The organism is Tessaracoccus sp. MC1756 (genome assembly GCF_014164735.1).
Lineage (GTDB): Bacteria > Actinomycetota > Actinomycetes > Propionibacteriales > Propionibacteriaceae > Arachnia.
The window spans coordinates 39,368-61,826 of the sequence record NZ_JACJFZ010000007.1; the positions used below are offsets into that span (position 1 = coordinate 39,368).

Genomic DNA, 22,459 nt, shown 5'->3' on the forward strand with positions numbered 1-22,459 from the left:
TGATTTCCTGAGCATACAACTCGTCGCGCGGAGACTCGCCCCGGCCCTGAGAAAGTGGAGACAATGCCCAATCCCACGCCCCACCTCCTGTTCGTGTGTGTCAAGAACGGCGGCAAATCACAGATGGCCGCCGCCCTCGCCCGCCAGTTGGGCGGCGACGCCGTCGAGGTCACGTCAGCGGGCACGAAGCCCGGGTCCTCCCTCAACCAGGCGTCCGTCGAAGCGCTCGCGGAGGTCGGGGCCTCCATGGAAGGCGAGTCGCCCAAGCAACTCACCGACGACATGCTGAGGGCCGCCACGCACGTGATCGTCGTGGGCACCGAGGCGCACGTTGAGCCCGTCCCCGGCATGACCGCCCCGGTCGAGGTCTGGGACACCGACGAGCCGAGCCTACGAGGCATCGAGGGCGAGGAGCGGATGCGACTGGTTCGCGAGGACATCCTCACCCGGGTGGCCGAACTGGTCCTCGAGGTGACCGGGCGGAGCCATGCAGACCTCGAACGGTAGCGGGGCATCGTCGGCGACCTGCACGGCGCCGTGAAGGGCTTCGGCATTCTCGAGCGGCAGTGACGCGCGCCACCACAACCTGGTTTGACCTGTGCAGGCGGTGACCCCTCGTCTCGCTGGGCGCCAGCCTCGTCGTCCTGCGCCTCTTCTTCCGCAGGTCCATCCCGGGCGCCTACGACGTGTCGGCGCTGCGCCGCCCCGAGGCGGCCATCCGGGATCGCCCCACCTTCCTTGCGGGAGTCGTGGTGCTCGCCGTCCTCCTCATCGGCTACTTCGCCGCCGATCCCCTCGGAGTGCCCGTGGCTGCAGTGGCCGCCACCTGCGCCGTCGTCATCTCGTTGTTCGCGGCCCGGCAGCCCCGCGCCCTGTTCGGCCTGCTGCTGCCGGCTGCCCCGCCAGCGGGCACCCCCGTGGAGGATGCCGACGAGCTGATCAGCGTCGGTGCGGGACATGTCACCACGGACCTCCCCGCTGCGCCGGCCGGCCACGCCTCGCCCACCCCGCCAACTGCGGCCACTTCCGGCGCGCTGCGTCCCATCATCGACGTCTGGACCGTGGTGCGGTCCGCGCCGTGGCAGATCGTCCTGTTCAGCCTGGGCATGTATCTCGTCGTCTACGGCTTGCGCAACGCCGGCCTGACCGATCACCTCGGCCAGCTGCTGGCATGGGTGGCGGGCCATGGGCACACTGCCGCCGCCGTCGGCACGGGCTTCCTCGTGGCGGTCATGTCCTCCGTCATGAACAACATGCCCACCACCCTGATCGCCGCCCTCGGGATCGACGCGGCAGGGGTCACCGGCCTGACCAGGGAACTGATGGCCTACGCAGCCGTCATCGGCGCCGACCTCGGACCCAAGATCACCCCCATCGGCAGCCTGGCGACCCTGCTGTGGTTGTCGGTCCTGGACAAGAAGGGCATGCACATCGGGTGGGGCACCTACTTCAAGGTGGGCATCGTGCTGACCGCCCCGGTGCTGGCCGTCACGCTGCTTGCGCTCGCGGGGTGGCTCGCAGTGCTCAGCGTCTGACGGAAGGCCGCTCCGCGGGCGTGCGTCGGGCTTCGGTACGCTTGGTCAATACCCTCCCCCGGACACAGGAGTCACACATGGGCATTCTCAACAAGCTGTTCGGCCGATCTTCGGCCGACGACGACGCCCCGGTGCCCCTGTCCGCCTTCGACCCCGATGCGGTCCGCGTGAAGATCGACGAACTGATCGGCTCCCTGGGCGAACTCGCGGACGCGATGGACACCGAGGACGCGCCCATGTCCAACCCCGGCTGGCGCGGACGGCTCCGCGACGTGCGCAACGCGCGTGGCGAACTGCGCCTGCTGTCCCGCAGGTCCCAGTTCACCAAGGACGATCTCTACGAGGTGTTGACCACCGTCCGGCCGCTGTACCGGGGGGAACCGCCGAAGGATTTCGCTCACCTTGCGGGCCTCAATGAGCGAGTCGCCAACGGGATAGAAGCGGTCCACAGGGCCGCCAACTGAGCCGGCCGCCATACGGACGCTCAGAGCACTGAGCGATCGAGCAGCCGACGCATCGTAGCGCCACCGGGATTGAGCGATGAGCCACCCCGGCCTGACTGTCGCCACCGCCCCCTCCATAGAGTGGGGTCATGGCGACTTTCGCGGACACCGCTGCAATCAATCTCCGCCTCGGCCTGTTGGGACTTCCCCTCGTCGAGGGCAAGGACTCCCAGGAGGCCCTTAACCTGGTCCGACCCGTGCTGGCGCGTCAGAGGGAAGCCAACCGGCGCCTCGGGCACCGCCTCCCCGCGGTCGACACCCGGATCCAGAACTTCCTCGATGCCTATCTCGAGGACGTCGACGCCAAGCCCCGGCTCCCCCGCCAGACCCTGGTGCTCGACCAGGCGGGCCTCGCGCGCCAGATGAGCCTCCCCGTCGACGGTGACACCTTCACCTCCGCACAACTCACGAGCTACCGCCTCGTCAACGGCATCCTCCACAACCCGGCCAACGACCGCCGCACAACCAAGGGCGTGTTCCACATCGCCGAGGGTGGCCTGCCCATCCAGGACGACAAGATCGCCGTCCCCCGCGGCACGTTCGGCAAGCTGCTGGAGGAGGCGTTCAACCCGCCGGCCGAGGCGATGATCCTGCCCTACACCTCTGAGCAGCCTGAGCAGCCGAAGTGCTGGGTCTCGCTGCTGATGCGCCCCATCGTGGTGCCGGAAGTGCCGGGCTACATCCAGCAGAAGTCCATGGAGACCCGGTTCTTCGCCCCCGCCACCCTCATGGCCAACCTCGATTTCGTGGAGGGCATCTTCGGCAACGGCGGTGACCCGTACCTCCCCGAGAACGACGCGAGCCTCAACCCCGAGACCTGGACGGGCCACACCGGCGCCGTCATCCTGGCACCGCACCTGACCAGGCTGAAGAAGAAGGACCTCGGGCTGCCCCGCTGGGAGGACGCCACTGAGCGCCAGCGCCGCGACGGCATGTGCTGGAAGGACGAGGACGAGCTCTACAACGGCGGCTCCGCCTTCAAGGCCTGCGCCCGCGACGAGCGTGGCGTCATCGTCACGGTCATCGCCGACAACTACTTCGGCTACTGCAAGAAGGAGGTCAAGGCGCAGATCAGCTACGCCGCGAATCTCCTGGGCCTCGTCGAGGAGGAGCACTCGGGTGGCGCCATCGCCTTCCCCCGCTACAACCTCGGCCAGACCTTCACGGCCACGTACACGGATGAGTCCTTCAGGATCGCCGACGTGGTGGCCCGCGACCCGGAGCGCTTCACCGTCCAGCCGGAGGGCCACGCCCTCGACGCCGAGCAGCCCCACGTCATCCTCGTGCCGGAACAGGCCAGCTACTCGCTGCGCGATTCGACGGTGAGCTGGCACATCGACGGGGAGACCCACACGATCCCGCTGCGCGCCGACGTGCAGTACGTCGGCCCTGACGGCTACCTCGTCGAACTCGGTCACATCGCGGCCGACGGCGACCAGTGGACGCTGCTGGGCACCTCGCCCGTCGCCACGAACTGCCACAAGCCGGCCACGGTGTCCGGTGGCGGCAAGTCCGAGATCTCCAAGTCCATCACCGACGCCTTCGTCTTCGGCAACGCCTACGTCAACGACTTCGTCGAGGACATGGCCGCCGTCGCTGCGATCGTCGACCGCGACTTCTCCACGCGGTTCATCGACCCCGCCGTGGACGACCACCGCCCACTGCTGTCCGACGCGCGCAGCGTGGGCTCCGTGATCAAACTGCTGACCCCCAGCCGCGAGTTCACCGACGAATACAACGAGTGGCTGGCCACCATCCCCCACCACATCAAGGAACTCGTGTTCGTGGTCAAGCGCTTCTACCGCCCCGAGTGGGGTGGCGACTGGGCCTCCCACTTCTCTGTGGGTCGCATCAACGGTCGCGCCGGTCACGCCATGCGTCTCGACGGCGACAAGATCACGGTCAACATGCTGCGGGTCGGGTTCGCACCGGACGGCTCCTGGCGGCTCTTCGGGCTGCGCCACGACTTCCACCCCTCAGCCAAGGTGCAGACGGAGGACGACATCAGCGCCTCCATCGTCGTGCCGGGTGAAGCGGCCGGGCGCGAGGACGGGTTGTCGCGCAAGTACACGACCAACTGCGAGTCGCTGCTCTTCCAACGGCCCGACGACGCCATCCACCGCGGCTACGACAAGCAGGCGGAGGCCGATATCGCCGGCGGCGCGTTCATCAGCAACTTCGAGCCCCTGACCCGCGACGACGCCAGCGCCCTGGTGGACAACGCGATCGAGTTCTCGAAGTTCACCAAGCCGATGCAGAAGCTCATCCGCCGCATGGCTAAGGGCAACCAGAAGGCCGGCTTCTTCGTCTCCTCCGCCCATCCCAGGATCATCAACGGGGCCCGCTCCAAGAACCCGCGCTACCTGCAGATCCGCTCCGACGTCTCCCACCCGAGGGCCACCGCGACCGCCGAAATGGTCACCCGCCTCCACCGGTCGCTGCCGATGGACGCGCCGCTGCGCCTCCCCGTCGACATCGTGGCAGCCGGCCGCCGCAACAACGCCGCGGAGGAAGGCGTGCCGCCCCTGTGCTCCTACGCCCCGCTGCACTACATGGAACTGCCTGAGCTCTTGATGGAGTTCATTTCCTCGATGACCGGCAAGTCGCCGTCCACGACAGGCGCGGGCTCCGAGGGTGCGATGACGAAGGGCCCGTTCAACGCGCTGCCCTCCGCCGTGGACCTCAACGCCGCCTTCCTGTCGTTCGCGCTCACCGGGTACGACGGCTGGCTCTCCAGCGCCGGGGTCATCGGCCCCAACGTTCGCGTCGACCATGACATCTCGCTGCTCGTGCCCGAGGTGTTCTGCCGGATGACGCCGGAGGAGCGCGACGCGAAGAACCTCATCGCCGAAGGCGCCCTGGAGCGCGTGGAGGACTTCGAACACGACGGCGAGACGCTAGAGGCATCCCGCCTCGGCTATCGCATGACCGCGCGGTTCCAATCGAAGTACTTCGGCCGCATCTTCATGCACCCGCACGTCGTTTTCTCCGAGCCCATGTTGAAGCCGGAGCTGCAGGACATCGACGCCTACGCCGAATCAGTGCGCACCATCGTCACGACGCACCAGCGCGTCGCCCAGTCCTACATCGACGACGGCACCATGGCCCTGGCGGTGCCACCGATCCGGGCGCTGTTGGAGATCATGGCCACCGGCCGCTCCGCCGAAGGCCTGACGCTGCACGACGAGGCGTTCCGCGCCCTGTTCGACCGCGACAACGTGCTGGCCTCCGACTGGTACTTCGAGCGGCTCCGCTCGAAGACCGCCGCTGACGCCAAGTTGGCCGAGATGGCCACCGGCGCGATGCAGAGGTTCATCACCGAGGAGGTCAACGCCGACGCCGCCCAGCGGCTCTGCATCAACGAGAAGATCTCGGCGATGCAGTCCAAGCTGAAGAAGGCGTCGGACCAGGAGGCGGCAGAAGCGCTCCGCGGCACCCTGGGCCGCCAGGTCAACTGGCGGTTCTAGCGCGGCTCAATCCGCGACGAGGCCCTCGACGAGTTCATGCGTGAGCTCGTCGAGGGTCTCGAGCGTTGTGGTCTTGGCCAGAAGTTCGGCGGCCGGCGGGTGGAAGTGGGGCGGCACGGCGACCACGGCCATCCCGGCCGCCAGGGCCGACTTGATTCCGTTGGTCGCATCCTCGACCGCCACGGACCGCGCGGGGTCAACGCCGAGCAGTTCACAGGCCCTGAGGTACCCGTCGGGGGCCGGCTTGCCGCGCTCGACCTCCTCCGTGGAGACGCTCACCCGGACGACATCGGCGAGACCCATCACCTCGACGCCGGTGTCGATCAGCAGCCGGGGCGACGAACTGGCGATGGCGATCGGGTAGCGCTCAGCCATCCGTCGCACCGCTTCAACCGCTCCGGTGAGCATGGTGATCCCCCTGCGATAGGCGGTCGCCATCCCCTCGATGGTGCGCTGGGCCGCCTCCTCCGGTGCGTACGGCAGCCCCACGACCTCGACGAGGTGCCGGGCCCACTCCTGCGTCGACATGCCCATCATCGCCTGGGTCGACCCGTCCGGCCAGGTCAGCCCGGCGTCGGCGGCGAGCCCGCGGCGCACCCGGTCCCAGATCTCCTCTGTGTCCGTGAGCGTGCCGTCCATGTCGAACACGATGGCCTGTGGGCCCATGGGTGTCTCCTAACTCGATGCGGTTCCGCGCCAGCCTAGTTCTTTCGATAGCATGGGCTCTTGTCGGACGGCTGAATTCGGTGAGATCCCGGAACTGTCGCGCAACCGTGATCCCGCTGCTGCGGGGAGTCGGACCTCCGCCCGGCACCACGGTTACCTCCGTCGCGACCAGCGGAACCGCCTCTCGGGCGACGGACCTACACAGAAGAGGTCCAGCAGATGCTCCGACGCACCGCCCTCAACCGCCTTGCCGTTCCCACCGCCGCCGTCCTGACCATCGGTCTCGCCATCCCCGCGCTGCATGCCGCGGCCGCCCCCAGCGAAGCCGAAGAATGCGTGCAGGCGGGCAACGTCTGGGTCCACGTCGAGTACGACGAGACCGTCGCCGGCGCCTGCGCCACCGAGTTCGCCAGCGCCCAGGAGGCAATCCTGAGCACGGGTGTGACCGCGGATGACACCTGGATCCAGACCGTCGACGGCCGGCTCTCCGAGGGCACCGAGTGGTGGTCCGTCTACTTCATGTCGCCCAACGACGACGGCACCTACCCCGGCGAGTGGGAGTTCGCGGAGGTGGGCGTCGGCGAACTGGAGATGTACCCCTCCGAGGTGCTGGCCCTGAAGCTCCAGGCCGACTACAACTTCATGGACCAGACGCTCGCTCCAGCCGTGAACCCGGTCGAAGGCGTGGTGCTGACCGCTGAGGAGCCCGCCCCCCGCCCCTCGGTGAGCCAGTCCCCGGCGCCGTCCGCTCCCCCCTCGGTGTCGGCCTCGCCGACGGTGTCCGCATCGCCGGTCCCCGTGGCTTCGCCCTCGGCCTCCGTGGAGGTCACCGCCACCGCCGCTCCGAGCCGCCCGGGCCTGCCCAAGACCGGTCACTGATGAACGTGCGTCCTGCCGCCCTGCTCGCCTCCCTGTTCCTGGCCGCCGCCGGTAGCTGGGTGGCATTACCGTCCGCCTCGGCAGCCGTCACCGACGGTCACTGCACGACGGATACCGGGGTCACCCTCGTGGTGGACCACCAGGAGCTGGGCGGCGGACGCATCATCAAGTGCGTCGAGGACGTACCCGGAGGCACGAGCGGCCTCGGGCTCCTCAGACTGGCCGGTCTGTCCGCCGAGGGAACCCTCCACGACGGGCCCGGCTTCGTGTGCCGGATCAACGGGCGCCCCTCGCTCAACGAGAGCATCCCGGTGGACGGCACCCCTGACTACCGGGAACGCTGCGTCGACACCCCGCCCAAGACGGCGTTCTGGAGCTACTGGCACGCCCCCAACAACGGTGCCTGGACCTTCTCGCAGATGGGCGGCGGTCACCGTGAGGTGGCGCCCGGCGGGTACGAAGGCTGGTCCTTCTCCCTCAACAACACCGAGAACAGCAACCCGCCGCCCGGCGTCACGCCATCGCACACGGTGGTGAAGCCGCAGCCCGCCCCCACGACGAAGGTGCCGTCACCCGCCACCCAGGTGCCGGCACCCACCAGCACGGGCCCTGCCGCGACGACGGCTGCGCCCACCACGCAGACTCCACTGGTCACGCAGGTCGCGACGACGCCGCCGGCGCCCGCCACTTCGGCCCCGGTCAAGCCGACGTCGAAGCCCCACAAGAGCGCCCCGGCCCGCGTCGAACCCACCACGGCAAAGCCGAGCCGGAGCGCGAGCCCCGAGGCCCCGTCCGTGGCCCCCGACAGCGCTGAGGCCACGCCGTCCCCGTCGGCCAGTCCCACCGTCGCATCCGTCATGACGGAGACCGCTGCGGCGGCCGCGAGCCCCACTGACGAGCAGGCGGCCGCGCCGGAGGGCGCCCCGACTGTGGCCGCCACTGTCGCCGATGACGGCGGCGTGCCGATGGGCACGCTCGTCGGAGCAGGCGCCGTCGCCGCCATCGGGCTGGGTGGTGGCGTCATGTGGTGGCGACGCCGCGGCCTGTGATCAAGCGCTACTTCCTCCCCCGACAACTGCACCCGTTCGCCTGGTGGGGGTGGGCGCTCGCGCTCGCCGTGGCCGCCTCGTCGACCTCCAACCCGCTGTTGCTGGCCGGCTTCATCGCAGTGGCCTCCTTGGTGGTCATCGCACGACGCGCGGACTCGCCCTGGGGAAGGGCCTTCAAGCTGTACCTGTACCTGGGCCTGTTCATCGTGGTGCTCCGTGTGGCGTTCCGGATCGTGTTCGGAGGGGGGGACGGCCCCACCGTCCTCTTCACGTTGCCCGAGGTCCCGCTGCCGGTTTGGGTGCGGGGCATCCGCCTTCTCGGGCCGGTCTCCCTGGAGGCGGTGTTGACCGGGTTCTACGACGGAATGCGCCTTGCCACGATCATCGTGTGCGTGGGCGCGGCCAACGCCCTGGCCAACCCTAAGAAGCTCCTCGCCAGCCTGCCGGGCGCGCTGTACGAACTGGGCACTGTGATGGTGGTCGCCGTGTCCGCACTCCCCCAGCTGGGAGATTCCCTGCAACGCGTGGCCCGCGCCCGAAAACTGCGCCGCGCCCCGGCCGCACGGGGTCGAAGGCAGCGGCTGAAGGTGGTGGAGACCATCATCGTGCCCGTCCTCTCGGATGCCCTCGAACGCTCCCTGGCGCTGGCCGCCTCCATGGACGTGCGCGGTTACGGCCGCGCCGGCAGCGCCTCCCCCAGGGACAGGGTCGCCTCGTTGGCGCTGGGGCTGGCCGCTATGTCGCTGTTGGCCGTGTGGGCCTACCGCTTCCTCGCCGCCGCGCCCGACCAGTACGTGTTTCGGGTGCCGGTGATCTCCACGCTGCTGCTCCTTGCCGGCGTCGTCGCCGCGGTGAGCGCCCTGCGGGTCTCGGGGCGCACCGTGAAACGCAGCCAATACCGGCCCATCCATTGGGCCCTGGCAGAAACAGTCGCGGTGGCTGCGGGGGTGGGCGCCGCAGCGGTGGTCTACCTCATCGCGGATTCCAACGACGCGGGGGCGCTCTTCCCGAGCATCTATCCCTTCGTCTGGCCGGAACTCACCCTGCCGCTGCTGCTGGCCTTGGGCCTCGCCGCGCTGCCGACATTCGTCACCCCGCCGCCCACTGCGGCCCAGAGGAGGACCAGGGCATGATCCGTTTCGAGAACATCTCCTTCCACTACGCCAGCAGCGAGACGCTGCGCCTCGACGCGGTGGACTTTCGGATCGACGAGGGAGAACTCTGTCTGGTGGTGGGCCCCACGGGCAGTGGCAAGTCCACGTTGCTGGGCTGCATCAACAACCTCGTCCCGCGCTTCACCGGCGGCATCCGCACCGGACGCGTCTTCATCGACGGCGTGGACACCACGCTCCTGCAGCCCCGCGAGCTCGCCACCACCGTCGGCTACGTCGGCCAGGACCCGCTGGCGGGCTTCGTCACCGACACCGTGGAAGAGGAACTCGCCTATTCCATGGAACAGCTGGGGTTCGCTCCTCCCGAGATGCGACGGCGGGTCGAGGAGACCCTGGACCTGCTGGGGATCGCGGAACTCCGCGACCGCAACCTGCGCACCTTGTCGGGCGGCCAACAGCAGCGGGTGGCCATCGGCAGCGTGCTGGCCAGCTCGCCCAAGGTGCTGGTCCTGGATGAGCCGACGTCGGCTCTCGACCCCATCGCGGCCGAGGAGGTACTCGCGATCATCAGCCGGCTGGTGCGCGACCTCGGCACCACCGTCGTCATCGCCGAACACCGGATGGAGCGCGTCATCGAGTTCGCTGATTCAGTGCTTCTGGTGGGCACTGAGGTGCACCACGGCGACACCCGCGACATCCTGGCGAAGGCCAGCATCAAGCCCCCGCTCGTCGAACTGGGCACCCGCATGAACTGGTCGCCGCTGCCCCTCACCATCCGCGAGGGACGACGGCTCGCCGCAGAGCATCGGCACGCCTGGGCCGAGGTACCGCCGGCTCTCCCCACGCCGACTCGCAGGACGGACCCGGAGCTCACCGCCCGCGACATCATCGTGCGCTACGGCTCGAAGGTGGCGGTGGCCGGCGTCGACCTCACGCTGCACGCTGGCGAGGTCACCGCGCTGATGGGCCGCAACGGGTGCGGCAAGTCCAGCCTCATGTGGGCACTGCACGGCGCGGGCAGACGAGACGGCGGCACCGTGACCATGCCCAGCCCCGGCCGGGTCTCCGAGGTGCCGGGCATCGCGCTGGTGCCCCAGACCCCTTCGGACCTGCTCTACCTCACGTCGGTGGCCGCCGAATGCGAGCAGAGCGACCGCACCGCCGCTCTGCCCATGGGTAGCACCCTGGCGCTGCTGCGCAGGCTGGTGCCCGACATCGAGCCCGAGGCGCACCCGCGCGACCTGTCCGAGGGACAGAAGCTCGCCGTCGTCCTCGCCGTGGAACTGGCCGGCAACCCGCGAGTGGTGCTGCTCGATGAGCCGACGCGCGGGCTGGACTACGCAGCCAAGCAGGCGCTCACGCAGATCGTGGCCGGCATGGCCGCCGACGGGCGTGCGGTGTTGATCGCCACCCACGACGTGGAGATGGTGGCCCAGACGTGCGAACGGGTGGTGGTCATGGCTGAGGGCGAGGTCGTCTCCGATGGCGCCACCCGCGATGTCCTGGCCGGGTCCGCGCTGTTGGCCACCCAGGTGGCGAAGGTGGTCAACCCCGTTCCGCTGCTCACGGTGGAGGAGTTCCTCGATGCGGCCCGCTGACCCCACGTTGGAGATCCCGGCGCCCGTGGTGGGCGTCGCCATCGGCTGGCGCAGTTGGCTGGTGATGGCACTGTCCACCGTGCTGGGGCTGTTCGCCATCGGCTGGCCGCTCCTGATCCCGGCCGTCGGGGTCGCTCCTGAGCATGCCGACGACGCCCCCTTCGTCTTCGCGGCGCTCCTGCCGGTGATCCTGCTGCTGGTGATCGCCCAGATCAGCGAGGGCGGGCTCGACGCCCGCTCGCTGGCGGTGCTGGGGGTGCTGTCGGCCATCAACGCGGCCATCCGCCCCGCCCTCGGGGCGGGGACGGCCGGTATCGAATCGGTCTTCTTCCTGTTGATCCTCGCCGGCCGGGCCTTCGGCCCCGGCTTCGGCTACCTGCTGGGGTTCACGTCGCTGTTCGCGTCAGCGCTGCTGACCGCCGGCGTGGGTCCGTGGCTGCCCTTCCAGATGCTGTGTGCCGCCTGGGTGGGCCTGGCCGCCGGCCTGCTGCCCAAGCGAGTCAAGGGTGGCTGGGAGATCGCGATGCTGATCGGGCTGGGCATCGTGTCGGCCTACCTCTACGGGGCGCTGATGAACATGTGGTTCTGGCCGTTCATCACGGGGATCAATCTCGACGGCACCGGCGGCAGCCTCGACTACGTGCCCGGCGGACCCATCCTCGAGAACCTGACCCGCTTCGGCTGGTTCACCCTCCTCACCTCGACGGCGGGCTGGGACACGGGCCGGGCCATCACGACCACCATTGCGCTGCTGATCGTGGGCCGCCCCGTGCTCACGGTGCTGCGCCGGGCCTCGGGAATGGCCAGGGTCCACACCGGTTGATAGTGTCAGGGGCGTCGAGCGGAGAACGCCGGTGTGAATCCGGGACTGACGCGCAACCGTAACTCCAGTGGAGAAGTCGGACCGAAGCTCGTGCATGGATCACCCGCACACCGTGTGCGGGTCTTACGCGAAAGGATCCTCAGTGCGTATGCGCACCCGCCTGATGGCGCTCCCCCTGATTGCCGGCCTCACCTTGGGCCTCGGCTCCCTTGCCTCCGCTGACACCACCAGCGACGCTCTCGCGGGCATGACCTGGGTGGCTGCCCAGACCAATCCCGACGGCAGCCTGTCCTCCTACGAGGACTTCCCAGATCCCGGTCTCATGCTCGACGCAACGCTGGGCGGGGTGGCTTCGGGCCTCCCTGACACCACCATCGACGGCTGGCTCTCGGCCATCGAGCGGCTCTCCGGCCCCAGCTTCGCGGAGCGCGTCCTCGACGACGCCGAGTTGGGCACCAGCCGGGACCACGGCATGATCGGCAAGGCCCTGGTGGCCACGGCCGCTGCCGGCCACTCCACCTCCAGCTTCGCCGGGATCAACCCGCAGAAGCTGGCTGCGGAGTCGTTCACCGATCCGACGATGCCAGGTCACGCGGCCGGCACCAACGCGTTCGGCCAGTCCTACATCATGATCGGCCTGGCCCGCACCGGGACGCTGCCCGCCAACACGGTCACCTTCCTCACTGGCCAGCAGTGCGCCAGTGGCGCCTGGCCCATGTTCTTCGACGCAGACCCAGCGAAGCACTGCGATGTCGCGAAGAAGTCGCCGGACCCCGACGGCACGGCGATGATCGTCATGGCGCTGCGGGCTGCGCAGGCCAAGGGCATCACGGCCGCCAAGGCGCCGCTCGACAAGGCGGTGTCCTGGCTGAAGTCCCAGCAGCTCGAGGATGGCTCATACACCGGCGCCCTCCCCTTCACGCCCTCCCCGAACACGAACTCCACCGGCCTCGTGGCCGCTGCCCTCGCAGACCTCGAGCCCACGGTGGTGAGCCGCATCGGTAGCTGGGTGAAGACGCTGCAGCTGACCGGCGCGAACAACACCGGAGCGGTGGCCTACGACAAGCAGGCCTTCGACCGGGCAGTGGACGGGAACATCTCGGCCGTGGGACGCGGCCAGTGGCTTCGTGCCACCACCCAGGCCTCCTTCGCGCTGGCGCCCGTGGACTTCTATCGGCTCGGCGCCGCTGAGACCCCCACGCCCAGCCCGAAGCCGACGGTGACCACGCCCACCCCTGTCGCGAAGTTCGTGCGGACCGCCCCCTACACCCTGGCCGGTGAACACACCGTCAACGGCCGGCTGTGGAAGACGCAGTGCGAGCCGTATTCGCGCACGGACCGCTGCCGCACGGAGATCTGGGCCACAGTGGTGTCCATCGAGAACGGCCAGTTCGTCCGCAAGAACGGCTGGGTCTTCAACAACCTCACCTACCTCCCCTACATGACGGAGGCGGCGTGGCAGGGCAACCCCCTCGCCGCGGACGACATGGACGGTTTCACCTCCGGTGGCCGCGAGTGGCGCACTGAATGCCACACCGCCCAGACCGGCACCGGCGCGTGCCGCTCCTACACCCTGACGACGGTGTACGGCGCCACGGCGAAGCCTGCCGGCGGCTACACCTTCAGCCAGTCGAACCAGTGGGTGTTCAACAACATCGTGATGTTCGGCGGCCCCGAGAAGCGCTGACGCGACCAACAGAACGAGGCCCCGGGGCCTGCGGCTCTGCCGCGGGCCCCGGGGCCTCGTTCTGTTCAGCGCCTTGTGGGCAGGGAGAAGAGCCCACCCTGCTCGTCGAGCCAGCCGAATTCCACGAGTTCTGTAGCGTTGGCCAGCGCGTCCATCATCGCCTGGCCGGTACGGGCGGACAGTTGCGCAGCGCTCACGTGCTCCTTGGAGCCAACCGCCTCCCGGATCTCCATGAGCGGGAGCGGCAACTGGTCGATGGGCCGGCTCTCCCCACGACCGGTGGACTCGGCCACTGCACCCAACGGGGACAGCACCGCTTGGACATCCTCAGCACCCGTGACGAGGATGGCCTCGCCGTCACGGATGAGCTTGTGCGGCGTGGACGACAGTGACGACGTGATGGGGCCCGGCACCGCGAGCACCGGGCGGCCCAGCGCGTTGCCCCACGACGCCGTGTTCTTGGCGCCGGACCGCGCGGCAGCCTCCACGACGATCACCGCGTCCGCCAGCGCCGCGATGATCCGGTTGCGCGCCAGGAAGGCATAGCGGGTGGGACGGTAACCTGGCGGCAACTCCGACACGAGCGCCCCCGCGTCGATGATCCGATCGGCCAGGCGGCTGTTGGCCGCCGGGTAGGGCTCGTCCACACCGCTGGCCAGCACCGCCACCGTGGTGCCACGCGCCCCCAACGCGCCCCTGTGGGCGGCAGCGTCCACCCCGTAGGCGAGCCCGCTGATGACAGGACGATCCTGCATCGCCAGGTCTGCCGCCAGCGTCACGGCGGCGTGTTCACCGTAGGTGGTGCAGGCGCGGGAACCTACGATGGCCACACCTCCGCTCAGCCCGGTCAGCGGCCGTCCCCTGATCCACAGCCCGATGGGTTCACCGGTCTGCCTGGCGACCTCCGCCCTTGCGAGGCCGGTCAGGGCGGACGGCCATTCGTCATCTCCCGGGATGATGAACCTTGACCCGCAGCGCTCTGTGCTCCGCTGCAGCCCGGGCAGATCGATCGCCTCCGCCCGCCTCCCCCACGACGTGTCCGGTTGGGAGAGGAATCCCCGCCAGAGTTGCTCGGCACCGAAGCGCGTCAGCGCCTGCACCACATTGGGCTGCCCCAGGGGCGTGAGGGCGCACAGCGCCATCCGGGCCTGTCTCTCCGTGACCATCACGCCGCCACCTGGTCACCCTGGCGAAGGTGTAGCGCGACGCGCAGTTCCCTGTCCGAGATCCCGCTCCCACCGGCCAGGTCCGCCAGCGTCCAGGCCAGCTTCAGCACCTTGTCCACGCCGCGTGCGCTGATGGTGCCACGCTGCAGCGCACTGTTGAGCAGCCCCAGATCCAGCGGCAGCGGCAGCTTCTTGCGGAGGTAAGGCCCCGCCACCTCCCCGTTGGTGGTCCACGGAGTACTGCGCAGCCTGTGCCGCTGGCGCTCGCGAGCCTCAAGCACGCGCTGCAGCACGACGGCGCTGGCCTCCGGCGCCGCGACATCCGAATCCAGCAGCACCCGGTTGATTCCCGCCATCTGGTGCCTGATGTCGATGCGGTCGAGGATTGGCCCACTGAGCCGCTCCTGGTATCTGCGCACCTTCACGGACTCGCAGGTGCAATCCATCCCCGCCACCCCGAAACGTCCGCACGGGCACGGGTTGGCCGCCAGCACCAGCTGGAAACGGGCTGGGAAGCGGGTGGACATGCGGGCCCGGCTGACGTTGATCCAGCCGTTCTCCAGCGGAGTGCGCAACGTATCTAACTTGCTGCCGAAATCCGGGCACTCGTCCAGGAAGAGCACGCCTCTGTGGGCCAGCGAAATGGCTCCGGGCTTCAACTCGCCGGAGCCGCCGCCCACGAGCGCCACCTGAGTGGTGGAGTGGTGCGGGTCCGCGAAGGGAGGGCGGGTGATCAACCCCGAGAGCTCGTGCCCCGCCAACGAATGGAGCGCCGACACCTCCACCGACTCGTCGGGGTCCAGTTCCGGCAAGATCGAGGGCAGCCGTGACGCCAACATGGTCTTGCCGACGCCCGGCGCCCCCGTGAGGAACAGGTGGTGCCGGCCCGCAGCCGCCACCTCGAGGGCGAACTTGCCGTCCTCGTGCCCCACGACATCCGCCAGATCAGGGACGAAGCCGGAACCGGGTCCAGCCATGGGCTCGGACGGTGGCGCCGCCTCCGAAGGATTGTCCACCGTGAGCCCGTTGACCAACCTCACCACCTCGTCGAGGCGCCCCGCGCCGTCCACCGTGATGCCCGGCACGAGGGCCGCCTCATCCTGTTGGCCGTACGGGACGATGGCGCGCTCGAAGCCGGCCTTCACGGCGGCCAACATGGCGGGCAGGATGCCCCGCACCCGCCGCACCCGCCCGTCGAGCGCCAACTCGCCGATCAGTACCGTACACGCGGCCCTGCCGGAGCTGATGTAGCCCTGCGTGGCGAGCGCCGCCACGGCGATGGCCAAGTCGTAGTGGGTACCCGTCTTGGGCAGGCCCGCCGGGGACAGGTTGATGGTGACCAGTTGTTCCGGCCACTTGAACTCGCACGCCCGCACGGCCGCCTTGACCCGCTCCTTGGCCTCGTTGAGCGCCTTGTCCGCCAGCCCCACGATCTGGGTGCGGGGCAGGCCGCCGCCCTCCGCAGCCTCCACCTCCACCGGATGTCCGTCGATGCCCTGCAGGGCCACTGACCACGACGACAGGCTCACCGCTCCTCGATCCCGCGGGCGTGCACCAGTTCGGAGCCGCCGTTCCGGGGCCAGAGGATGCCGATGGCGTCCACCCTGAGCCGGGGCAGCCCCAGCTGGGACTGCCGGGCGTAGATGCCGGCCAGTTGCCGGAGCCGGCGGGCCTTGGCGTACGTGATCGTCTCCAGCGGCGATCCGAACCCCAGGCCTGCGCGCGTCTTCACTTCGACGACCACCAGGGCCTGCGCGTCAGGGTCTATCGCTATGATGTCGGCCTCGCCCTCCTTGCAGCGCCAGTTGCGCTCAAGGATCTGCCAGCCGCATTCCAGCAGGTAGTCCGTTGCTCGTTGTTCTCCCAGACGCCCGAATGTCTGTTTGTGGTTCATGGGTCATCACCTCGGACCCATTTATGGTCAGAGGGGGTGGTTGATCACCGTTGTCCACAGATTCCGGGGAACCGGGTGCTGCACGAGGACTCAGTCCTCGTTATCGGGCACCTGGAGATCCGAGTGCGCGATCTCCTCGATCGACACGTCACGGAACGTCAGCACCTTCGCCGACTTCACGAAGCGGGCCGGGCGGTACATGTCCCACACCCACGCGTCGCCCATGGAGACCTCGTAGTAGACGTCACCGCCTTCGGTGCGCACCTTGAGATCCACCGCGTTGCACAGATAGAACCGCCGCTCCGTCTCCACCGCGTAGGTGAAGATGGACACGACGTCCTTGTACTCGCGGTACAGGTCAAGCTCGAGCTTGCTCTCGTACTGTTCAAGATCCTCGGCACTCATGGTTGCTCAACTCTAGCTTGATTCGGCCGCGGTAACATCTGCCCGCCTGGCACTGAGCCGGACGTTCTCGAAGCACCAGCGGTGGATGGGTGAAGGGCCGTGCTCCTGCAGGGCGCTCTGGTGCACCTTGGTGTTGTAGCCCTTGTGGATGGCGAATCCATAGCTGGGGTAGGTGGCGTCGTATTCGGTCATGATGCGGTCTCTGGTGACCTTTGCGACGATGGACGCGGCGGACACGCAGGCCGCCACCTTGTCGCCCTTCCACATCGCCAGCCCGGGCACGCCGAGGCCGTCCACGGGGAAGCCGTCGGTCAGCACGAACCCGGCCGCCACCTCCAGGCGCCCCACCGCTCGGCGAAGACCGTGCAGGTCCGCTTGGTGCATGCCCAACTCATCGCATTCCGCCGGCTCCACCAGCGACCAGGCAACGGCAACCGCACGGTTGACGATCTCGTCGTAGAGCCGCTCCCGGGCTGCGGCGGTGAGGACCTTGGAGTCGTCCAGGCCCTTGATGGGCTTGTCCGGGTTGAGGATGACCGCGGCGGCGACGAGGGGGCCGGCCGATGCGCCACGCCCGGCCTCGTCGGCACCCGCGACCGGACCCAACCCGGCGCGTACCAACGCTCGTTCATACCCGTAGGGGCCCCGACCCGGCCGGATCATCAGCAGCCGGGCTCCACCCGGATGAGGTCCGGCTTCTCCGGTGCGGGGGCCGCAGGCGCCGGCACGCTCGCATAGGTCTCCGGCACGGTGAAGGTGGAGAGCCTCTGCAGCGGGGCGACAATGGCCACTGACGAGCCCACCACCTTGCTCACGGGCACGAAGGCGCGCTCCCCCCGCACCTGCGACACGTCGCCCAGGCGGCAACGAGAGTCGTTCGAGGCGTTGCGGTGGTCTCCCATCACGAAGACGCGGTCCTTCGGCACGATGATGTCGAACGGGACGGTGAACGGAGCCACTTGGACGCCGTTGGCGGCGTACAGGTACGCCGACTCCTCCAGCTTGTGGCCGTTGACCTCCAGGAAGCCGTCGTCCGTGGTGCGGACGTGGTCCCCCGGCATGCCGATGACGCGCTTGATGAGGTGCTCGGTGCCAGAGTTGGGCAGCACCCCGATGAATTCGAGCGACTTCTTGACGGGGTTGTCCGTGGGCGTGCTGGGCGGCAGCCAGTTGCCCGGGTCCTCGAAGACGACGACGTCGCCGCGCTGGAACCCGCCGAACTTGGCCACCAGCACCCGGTCATTGACCTGGAGCGTGTTCTCCATGGATCCCGAGGGGATGACGAACATCTGCCCGACGAACGTGCGAAGCAACGTGGCGATGACGACCGCCCCGACGATGATCAGGACGCCTTCCCCCAACCAGCCGAGCAGGCGACGGCCGAGGCCCGGCGGCGCGGGCTCGACGTGCTCTGCCGGTGTCTGGGATGCCCCGACTGCGAACGGTTCGGTGGGCTCGGTGGTGGATGCCACGAATTCAGTCCTTAGAGGTCAGGCGGGGTCGCTCATCTGAGCATACCGCCGCCCACAGACGTCGATAACGCAGAACCGCCGGGCACAGGCCCGGCGGTTCATGCAGCTCTCAGGAGCAGTGATCAACGCTTCTCGCGGATCTTGGCGGCCTTGCCGCGCAGGCTGCGGAGGTAGTACAGCTTGGCGCGACGAACGTCACCGCGACGCTCGACCTCGATCTTCTCGATGATGGGAGAGTGCAGCGGGAACGTACGCTCCACACCGACACCGAAGCTCACCTTGCGGACGGTGAACGCCTCCTGCACACCACCGGCGTTGCGGGCGATGACGACGCCGGCGAACACCTGGATACGGGAGCGGCTGCCTTCAACGACGCGCACGTGCACCTTGACGGAGTCTCCGGCGCGGAACTGCGGGATGTCATCGCGCAGCGACGCCTTGTTGACCTCGTGGATCAGGGGGTTGGTCATGTTCAAACCTTTCCGTCAGTGCCACAGGTCACCGCGGTGTTGTCTGGCCCGGCAGACGCGCAGACGATCCCCCCGTGGCAGGAGCTGGCATTGCTGGGGCTGCCCAGGTGTGGGCAACGGCTATTCATTATGGCACCTTGCGCGCACCGTCGGAAATCGGGGCGGTCCCACAAACGCGGGAGGGGCGACGCCGAAGCGCCGCCCCTCCCGTGTGTGGCAGATGACTACTTGCCGTCGCCCATGAACATCGACTTGATGAGGTCGCGGTTCAGCTGGGAGATGGACTCGAGCGGGATGCCCTTCGGGCAGACGGCGGCGCACTCACCGATGTTGGTGCAGTTGCCGAAGCCTTCCTCGTCGTGCTGGGCCACCATGGACTTCACGCGGCGGTACCGCTCTGGCTGGCCCTGGGGCAGCATCGCCAGATGCGTGATCTTCGACGAGGTGAACAGCATGGCGGAGCTGTTCGGGCAGGCCGCGACGCAGGCGCCGCAGCCGATGCAGGTGGCGTTGTCGAAGGCCAGATCTGCTTCGCGCTTCGGTGCCGGGGTCGCGTGGGCGTCCGGCGCCGAACCGGTGTTCGACGAGATGAAGCCGCCGGCGGCGATGATGCGGTCGAAGGCGGTGCGATCGACGGCGAGGTCCTTGATCACCGGGAAGGCTCCGGCGCGCCAAGGCTCGATGTCGATCGTCGCGCCGTCTTCGAAGGAACGCATGTGCAGCTGGCAGGTGGTGGTGCGGAACTCGCTACCGCCGTGCGCGATGCCGTTGATGACGACGCCACACATGCCGCAGATACCCTCGCGGCAGTCGTGGTCGAAGGCCACCGGCTCTTCGTTGCGCTGCGTGAGCTGCTCGTTGAGAAGGTCAAGCATCTCCAGGAACGACATGTCCTCGGACACGCCATCCAGGTCGTACTCGACCATCTTGCCGGCAGCCTGTGGGCCGGCCTGGCGCCAGATACGTAGCTTGAGCTTCACTTGTAACTCCGTTGCTTCAGTTCGATTGCCTTGTAGACGAGAGGCTCGCGGTGCAGCACGGGCTTGCCGCCCTCGCCGCCCCACTCCCAGGCGCCGACATAGAGGTACTCGTCGTCGTTGCGCATGGCCTCGCCGTCCTCCGTCTGCGACTCGGCGCGGAAGTGACCGCCACACGATTCGCGACGGTGCAGCGCGTCGACACACATCAGTTCGCCGAGTTCCATGAAGTCGGCCACGCGGCCGGCGCGCTCGAGGGCCTGGTTGAAGTCCTCGTTGACGCCCGTCACGCGGACGTTGGTCCAGAATTCCTCACGCAGCGCACGGATGAGGCCGATGGCCTTCGTGAGGCCCTCCTCGGTGCGCTCCATGCCGCAGTACTCCCACATGATGTGGCCGAGTTCCTTGTGGAAGGAGTCGACCGAGCGGGTGCCCTGGATGCTCAGCAACTTCTCGATGCGGCCGCGGGCGGACCCGACGGCTTCGATGACCGCCGGGTGATCCAGGTCGACCTTGTCGAACGGAGCATCAGCCAGGTAGTCGTTGATGGTGTTCGGCAGCACGAAGTAGCCGTCGGCCAGGCCCTGCATGAGGGCCGAGGCGCCCAGGCGGTTGGCGCCGTGGTCCGAGAAGTTCGCCTCGCCGGTGACATACAGGCCGGTGATCGACGACTGGAGGTCGTAGTCCACCCACAGGCCACCCATCGTGTAGTGCACCGCAGGGTAGATACGCATCGGAGTCTCGTACGGGTTCTCGCCGGTGATCTGGGCGTACATGTCGAAGAGGTTGCCGTACTTGGTTTCGACGGCCTTCTGACCCAGGCGGTTGATGGCATCCGAGAAGTCGAGGTAGACACCGCGACGCATGTGCCGCTCGTTGCCCTCGGAGTCACGCTCGGCGACCGCGGGGCCGACGCCGCGACCCTCGTCGCACATGTTCTTGGCCTGCCGGGACGCGATGTCGCGCGGCACCAGGTTGCCGAACGCCGGGTAGATGCGCTCCAGGTAGTAGTCGCGATCCTCCTCGGCGATTTCGCGGGGATCCTTGCCGCAGTCTTCAGCGCGCTTGGGCACCCAGATGCGGCCGTCGTTGCGCAGCGACTCGGACATGAGTGTGAGCTTCGACTGGGTCTCACCGTGCACCGGGATGCAGGTGGGGTGGATCTGCGTGTAGCAGGGGTTGCCGAAGTAGGCACCCTTGCGGTGCGCGCGCCACGTCGCCGTGACGTTGCAGCCCATCGCGTTGGTGGAGAGGAAGAAGACGTTGCCGTAGCCACCGGTGCCGAGCACGACTGCGTCCGCAGTCCAGGCTTCGATCTTGCCGTTGATCATGTTGCGGGTGACGATGCCGCGGGCGCGGCCGTCCACCACGATCAGTTCGATCATCTCGTGGCGGGCGTACATCTTGACCGTGCCGGCCGCGATCTGGCGTTCCAGCTGCTGGTAGACGCCGATCAGGAGCTGCTGGCCCGTCTGGCCACGCGCGTAAAAGGTGCGCTGCACCTGAACGCCACCGAAGGAACGGGTGTCCAGCAGGCCGCCGTATTCGCGGGCGAAGGGCACGCCCTGAGCGACGCACTGGTCGATGATGTTCGCCGACACCTCGGCGAGGCGGTAGACGTTGGTCTCACGGGCGCGGTAGTCGCCGCCCTTGACCGTGTCGTAGAACAGGCGGTGCGTCGAGTCGTTGTCGTTGCGGTAGTTCTTGGCCGCGTTGATGCCGCCCTGGGCGGCGATCGAATGGGCCCGACGCGGGCTGTCCTGGTAGCAGAAGTTCAGCACGTTGTAGCCGGCCTCGCCCAGCGTGGCGGCGGCTGCCCCACCCGCCAGGCCGGTGCCGACGATGATGACGCTGAGCTTGCGGCGGTTGGCCGGGTTGACCAGGCGGGCCTGGAACTGGCGGGTCTTCCAGACCTCGTCGATGGAGACGCCCTGGGGCGCCTTCGCGTCGGAGATGTCCTGGCCGACGGTCCAGAAGTCCGTGGCCGCAGGCGTGGTGACGGCGGGCGCGGTCTCCACAGGAGCGGTTGCAGTGGTCTCGGTCACGAGATGACTCCCATCAGAACGGCGATCGGCATGACCATGAAGCCGATGAACAGGACAGCGGCGACGATGACGGACAGGATGTTCAGCCACTGGCGCGACTTGGCACTGGGGTTGCCGCCGAGCGTCGCAAAGGCGCTCCAGAAGCCATGACGGATGTGCATGACGATGAGGACCATGCAGATGCCGTAGATGACGACCATCCACCACAGGCTGAAGCTGGCCAGCACCATCTCGTGGGGGTGTTCGCCGCTGCCACCGGCGCCGAGGGAGCCGGGGACGATCGTGAACTGGAGGAGGTGGAAGATCAGGAAGGCCGCGATGATGACGCCACCCCAGCGCATAGTGCGCGACGAGTAGGTCTGGACCTTCTTCTTCGAGGTCACGTACTTGTCGCCACGCTGCGCGAGGGTCTTGGCGGACAGCGCAGCCGCCGACCAGATGTGCAGTACGACCGAGAGCACCAGGGCGAAGCGGAACACCCAGATGAAGGTACCGGCGGGCATGATCGGGTACAGGATGCCGCCATCGGGCGTCTTGCCCTTGAGCCATTCTGCGTAGTAGTCGAAGGCATGGAAGTTGTCCGCCGTGTAGAACATCTTCAGGTTGCCGTACATGTGCACTAGGAGGAAGGCGATCATGATGAGACCGGTCACCGCCATGATGACCTTCTTCACGACCGTGCTTCGCCTCGCACGTTGATGAATGGTGAGA

The 22,459-nt window shown here is 68.2% G+C and carries 20 protein-coding genes and 1 pseudogene; 10 read left to right on the forward strand and 11 right to left on the reverse strand.

The genetic code is table 11. The annotated features are described in order from the left end of the window. Nucleotides 1–63: 63 nt before the first annotated feature. The 4 genes and pseudogenes from H5393_RS13285 (at nucleotide 64) to H5393_RS13300 (ending at nucleotide 5,505) form a co-directional block, all read left to right on the forward strand. Nucleotides 64–507, forward strand: coding sequence for a low molecular weight phosphatase family protein (locus tag H5393_RS13285; RefSeq protein ID WP_182767063.1), 444 nt, complete (start codon nucleotides 64–66; stop codon nucleotides 505–507). A 107-nt stretch (nucleotides 508–614) separates the two neighbouring features. After that, nucleotides 615–1,535, forward strand: a pseudogene (locus H5393_RS13290) (ArsB/NhaD family transporter); the annotation flags it as partial. Between the two features lie 77 nt (nucleotides 1,536–1,612). After that, a complete protein-coding gene (locus tag H5393_RS13295; protein WP_182767064.1) occupies nucleotides 1,613–1,999 on the forward strand; it encodes a hypothetical protein in 387 nt (128 codons plus the stop codon). Between the two features lie 128 nt (nucleotides 2,000–2,127). After that, nucleotides 2,128–5,505 (forward strand): hypothetical protein, encoded by a 3,378-nt coding sequence (locus H5393_RS13300; RefSeq protein ID WP_182767065.1) that lies wholly within the window; start codon nucleotides 2,128–2,130, stop codon nucleotides 5,503–5,505. A 6-nt stretch (nucleotides 5,506–5,511) separates the two neighbouring features. On the opposite strand, the gene H5393_RS13305 is transcribed toward H5393_RS13300, so the two are convergent. Continuing rightward, nucleotides 5,512–6,171 (reverse strand): HAD family phosphatase, encoded by a 660-nt coding sequence (locus H5393_RS13305; protein WP_182767066.1) that lies wholly within the window; start codon nucleotides 6,169–6,171, stop codon nucleotides 5,512–5,514. A 219-nt stretch (nucleotides 6,172–6,390) separates the two neighbouring features. Here H5393_RS13305 and H5393_RS13310 point away from each other — a divergent pair, with 219 nt between their 5' ends. From H5393_RS13310 to H5393_RS13335, 6 genes are all read left to right on the forward strand, one after another. Then, the gene (locus H5393_RS13310) at nucleotides 6,391–7,050 is read left to right on the forward strand and encodes a hypothetical protein (RefSeq protein WP_182767067.1); all 660 of its coding nucleotides are present in this window, start codon (nucleotides 6,391–6,393) and stop codon (nucleotides 7,048–7,050) included. Continuing rightward, nucleotides 7,050–8,099 (forward strand): hypothetical protein, encoded by a 1,050-nt coding sequence (locus H5393_RS13315; protein ID WP_182767068.1) that lies wholly within the window; start codon nucleotides 7,050–7,052, stop codon nucleotides 8,097–8,099. Before H5393_RS13310 ends, H5393_RS13315 begins: the two co-directional genes overlap by 1 nt. After that, entirely contained in the window at nucleotides 8,096–9,232 is a 1,137-nt protein-coding gene (locus H5393_RS13320) for a CbiQ family ECF transporter T component (protein WP_182767069.1), read from the forward strand. The genes H5393_RS13315 and H5393_RS13320 overlap by 4 nt, the downstream gene beginning before the upstream one ends. Beyond that, nucleotides 9,229–10,809, forward strand: coding sequence for an ABC transporter ATP-binding protein (locus H5393_RS13325; RefSeq protein WP_182767070.1), 1,581 nt, complete (start codon nucleotides 9,229–9,231; stop codon nucleotides 10,807–10,809). Before H5393_RS13320 ends, H5393_RS13325 begins: the two co-directional genes overlap by 4 nt. Further along, nucleotides 10,796–11,632, forward strand: a complete 837-nt coding sequence (locus H5393_RS13330; RefSeq protein ID WP_182767071.1) for an ECF transporter S component — start codon at nucleotides 10,796–10,798, stop codon at nucleotides 11,630–11,632. The genes H5393_RS13325 and H5393_RS13330 overlap by 14 nt, the downstream gene beginning before the upstream one ends. 142 nt (nucleotides 11,633–11,774) lie before the next feature. Further along, nucleotides 11,775–13,319 (forward strand): terpene cyclase/mutase family protein, encoded by a 1,545-nt coding sequence (locus H5393_RS13335; RefSeq protein WP_182767072.1) that lies wholly within the window; start codon nucleotides 11,775–11,777, stop codon nucleotides 13,317–13,319. Nucleotides 13,320–13,384: 65 nt separating this feature from the next. Here the strand turns inward: H5393_RS13335 and dprA are convergent, their stop codons facing one another. The 10 genes from dprA to H5393_RS13385 all read right to left on the reverse strand — a co-directional run bounded on the left by dprA (nucleotide 13,385) and on the right by H5393_RS13385 (nucleotide 22,422). After that, nucleotides 13,385–14,485, reverse strand: coding sequence for a DNA-processing protein DprA (dprA, locus tag H5393_RS13340; RefSeq protein WP_182767073.1), 1,101 nt, complete (start codon nucleotides 14,483–14,485; stop codon nucleotides 13,385–13,387). Continuing rightward, the gene (locus H5393_RS13345; protein ID WP_182767074.1) at nucleotides 14,485–16,014 is read right to left on the reverse strand and encodes a YifB family Mg chelatase-like AAA ATPase; all 1,530 of its coding nucleotides are present in this window, start codon (nucleotides 16,012–16,014) and stop codon (nucleotides 14,485–14,487) included. Before H5393_RS13345 ends, dprA begins: the two co-directional genes overlap by 1 nt. Further along, nucleotides 16,011–16,379, reverse strand: a complete 369-nt coding sequence (locus H5393_RS13350; RefSeq protein ID WP_182764330.1) for a YraN family protein — start codon at nucleotides 16,377–16,379, stop codon at nucleotides 16,011–16,013. Before H5393_RS13350 ends, H5393_RS13345 begins: the two co-directional genes overlap by 4 nt. Nucleotides 16,380–16,469: 90 nt before the next feature. Next, nucleotides 16,470–16,784, reverse strand: a complete 315-nt coding sequence (locus H5393_RS13355; protein WP_182764331.1) for a DUF2469 domain-containing protein — start codon at nucleotides 16,782–16,784, stop codon at nucleotides 16,470–16,472. Nucleotides 16,785–16,796: 12 nt separating this feature from the next. Further along, complete coding sequence (locus H5393_RS13360; protein WP_182767075.1) at nucleotides 16,797–17,447, reverse strand: ribonuclease HII; 651 nt, start codon at nucleotides 17,445–17,447, stop codon at nucleotides 16,797–16,799. After that, nucleotides 17,447–18,256: a signal peptidase I gene (gene lepB / locus H5393_RS13365; protein ID WP_370585994.1), complete on the reverse strand. Its 810-nt coding sequence runs from the start codon at nucleotides 18,254–18,256 to the stop codon at nucleotides 17,447–17,449. Before lepB ends, H5393_RS13360 begins: the two co-directional genes overlap by 1 nt. A gap of 122 nt (nucleotides 18,257–18,378) precedes the next feature. Then, the gene (gene rplS, locus H5393_RS13370; protein ID WP_182767076.1) at nucleotides 18,379–18,726 is read right to left on the reverse strand and encodes a 50S ribosomal protein L19; all 348 of its coding nucleotides are present in this window, start codon (nucleotides 18,724–18,726) and stop codon (nucleotides 18,379–18,381) included. A gap of 224 nt (nucleotides 18,727–18,950) precedes the next feature. Then, nucleotides 18,951–19,706 carry a succinate dehydrogenase/fumarate reductase iron-sulfur subunit gene (locus H5393_RS13375; protein WP_182767077.1) on the reverse strand — a complete coding sequence of 252 codons (756 nt, stop codon included), beginning with the start codon at nucleotides 19,704–19,706 and terminating at the stop codon, nucleotides 18,951–18,953. Beyond that, nucleotides 19,703–21,721, reverse strand: coding sequence for a fumarate reductase/succinate dehydrogenase flavoprotein subunit (locus H5393_RS13380; RefSeq protein WP_182767118.1), 2,019 nt, complete (start codon nucleotides 21,719–21,721; stop codon nucleotides 19,703–19,705). Before H5393_RS13380 ends, H5393_RS13375 begins: the two co-directional genes overlap by 4 nt. Nucleotides 21,722–21,744: 23 nt before the next feature. Further along, a complete protein-coding gene (locus tag H5393_RS13385) occupies nucleotides 21,745–22,422 on the reverse strand; it encodes a succinate dehydrogenase cytochrome b subunit (protein ID WP_370585998.1) in 678 nt (225 codons plus the stop codon). Nucleotides 22,423–22,459: the final 37 nt, after the last annotated feature.

Excerpts from the sequence above, each read along its gene's own strand:
- H5393_RS13315 (WP_182767068.1), top strand. The coding sequence starts at position 7,050 with ATGAACGTGCGTCCTGCCGCCCTGCTCGCCTCCCTGTTCCTGGCCGCC.
- dprA (WP_182767073.1), bottom strand. The coding sequence starts at position 14,485 with ATGGTCACGGAGAGACAGGCCCGGATGGCGCTGTGCGCCCTCACGCCC.
- rplS (WP_182767076.1), bottom strand. The coding sequence starts at position 18,726 with ATGACCAACCCCCTGATCCACGAGGTCAACAAGGCGTCGCTGCGCGAT.
- H5393_RS13360 (WP_182767075.1), bottom strand. The coding sequence starts at position 17,447 with ATGATCCGGCCGGGTCGGGGCCCCTACGGGTATGAACGAGCGTTGGTA.
- H5393_RS13295 (WP_182767064.1), top strand. The coding sequence starts at position 1,613 with ATGGGCATTCTCAACAAGCTGTTCGGCCGATCTTCGGCCGACGACGAC.
- H5393_RS13310 (WP_182767067.1), top strand. The coding sequence starts at position 6,391 with ATGCTCCGACGCACCGCCCTCAACCGCCTTGCCGTTCCCACCGCCGCC.
- H5393_RS13350 (WP_182764330.1), bottom strand. The coding sequence starts at position 16,379 with ATGAACCACAAACAGACATTCGGGCGTCTGGGAGAACAACGAGCAACG.
- H5393_RS13325 (WP_182767070.1), top strand. The coding sequence starts at position 9,229 with ATGATCCGTTTCGAGAACATCTCCTTCCACTACGCCAGCAGCGAGACG.
- H5393_RS13330 (WP_182767071.1), top strand. The coding sequence starts at position 10,796 with ATGCGGCCCGCTGACCCCACGTTGGAGATCCCGGCGCCCGTGGTGGGC.
- H5393_RS13300 (WP_182767065.1), top strand. The coding sequence starts at position 2,128 with ATGGCGACTTTCGCGGACACCGCTGCAATCAATCTCCGCCTCGGCCTG.
- H5393_RS13285 (WP_182767063.1), top strand. The coding sequence starts at position 64 with ATGCCCAATCCCACGCCCCACCTCCTGTTCGTGTGTGTCAAGAACGGC.
- H5393_RS13355 (WP_182764331.1), bottom strand. The coding sequence starts at position 16,784 with ATGAGTGCCGAGGATCTTGAACAGTACGAGAGCAAGCTCGAGCTTGAC.
- H5393_RS13305 (WP_182767066.1), bottom strand. The coding sequence starts at position 6,171 with ATGGGCCCACAGGCCATCGTGTTCGACATGGACGGCACGCTCACGGAC.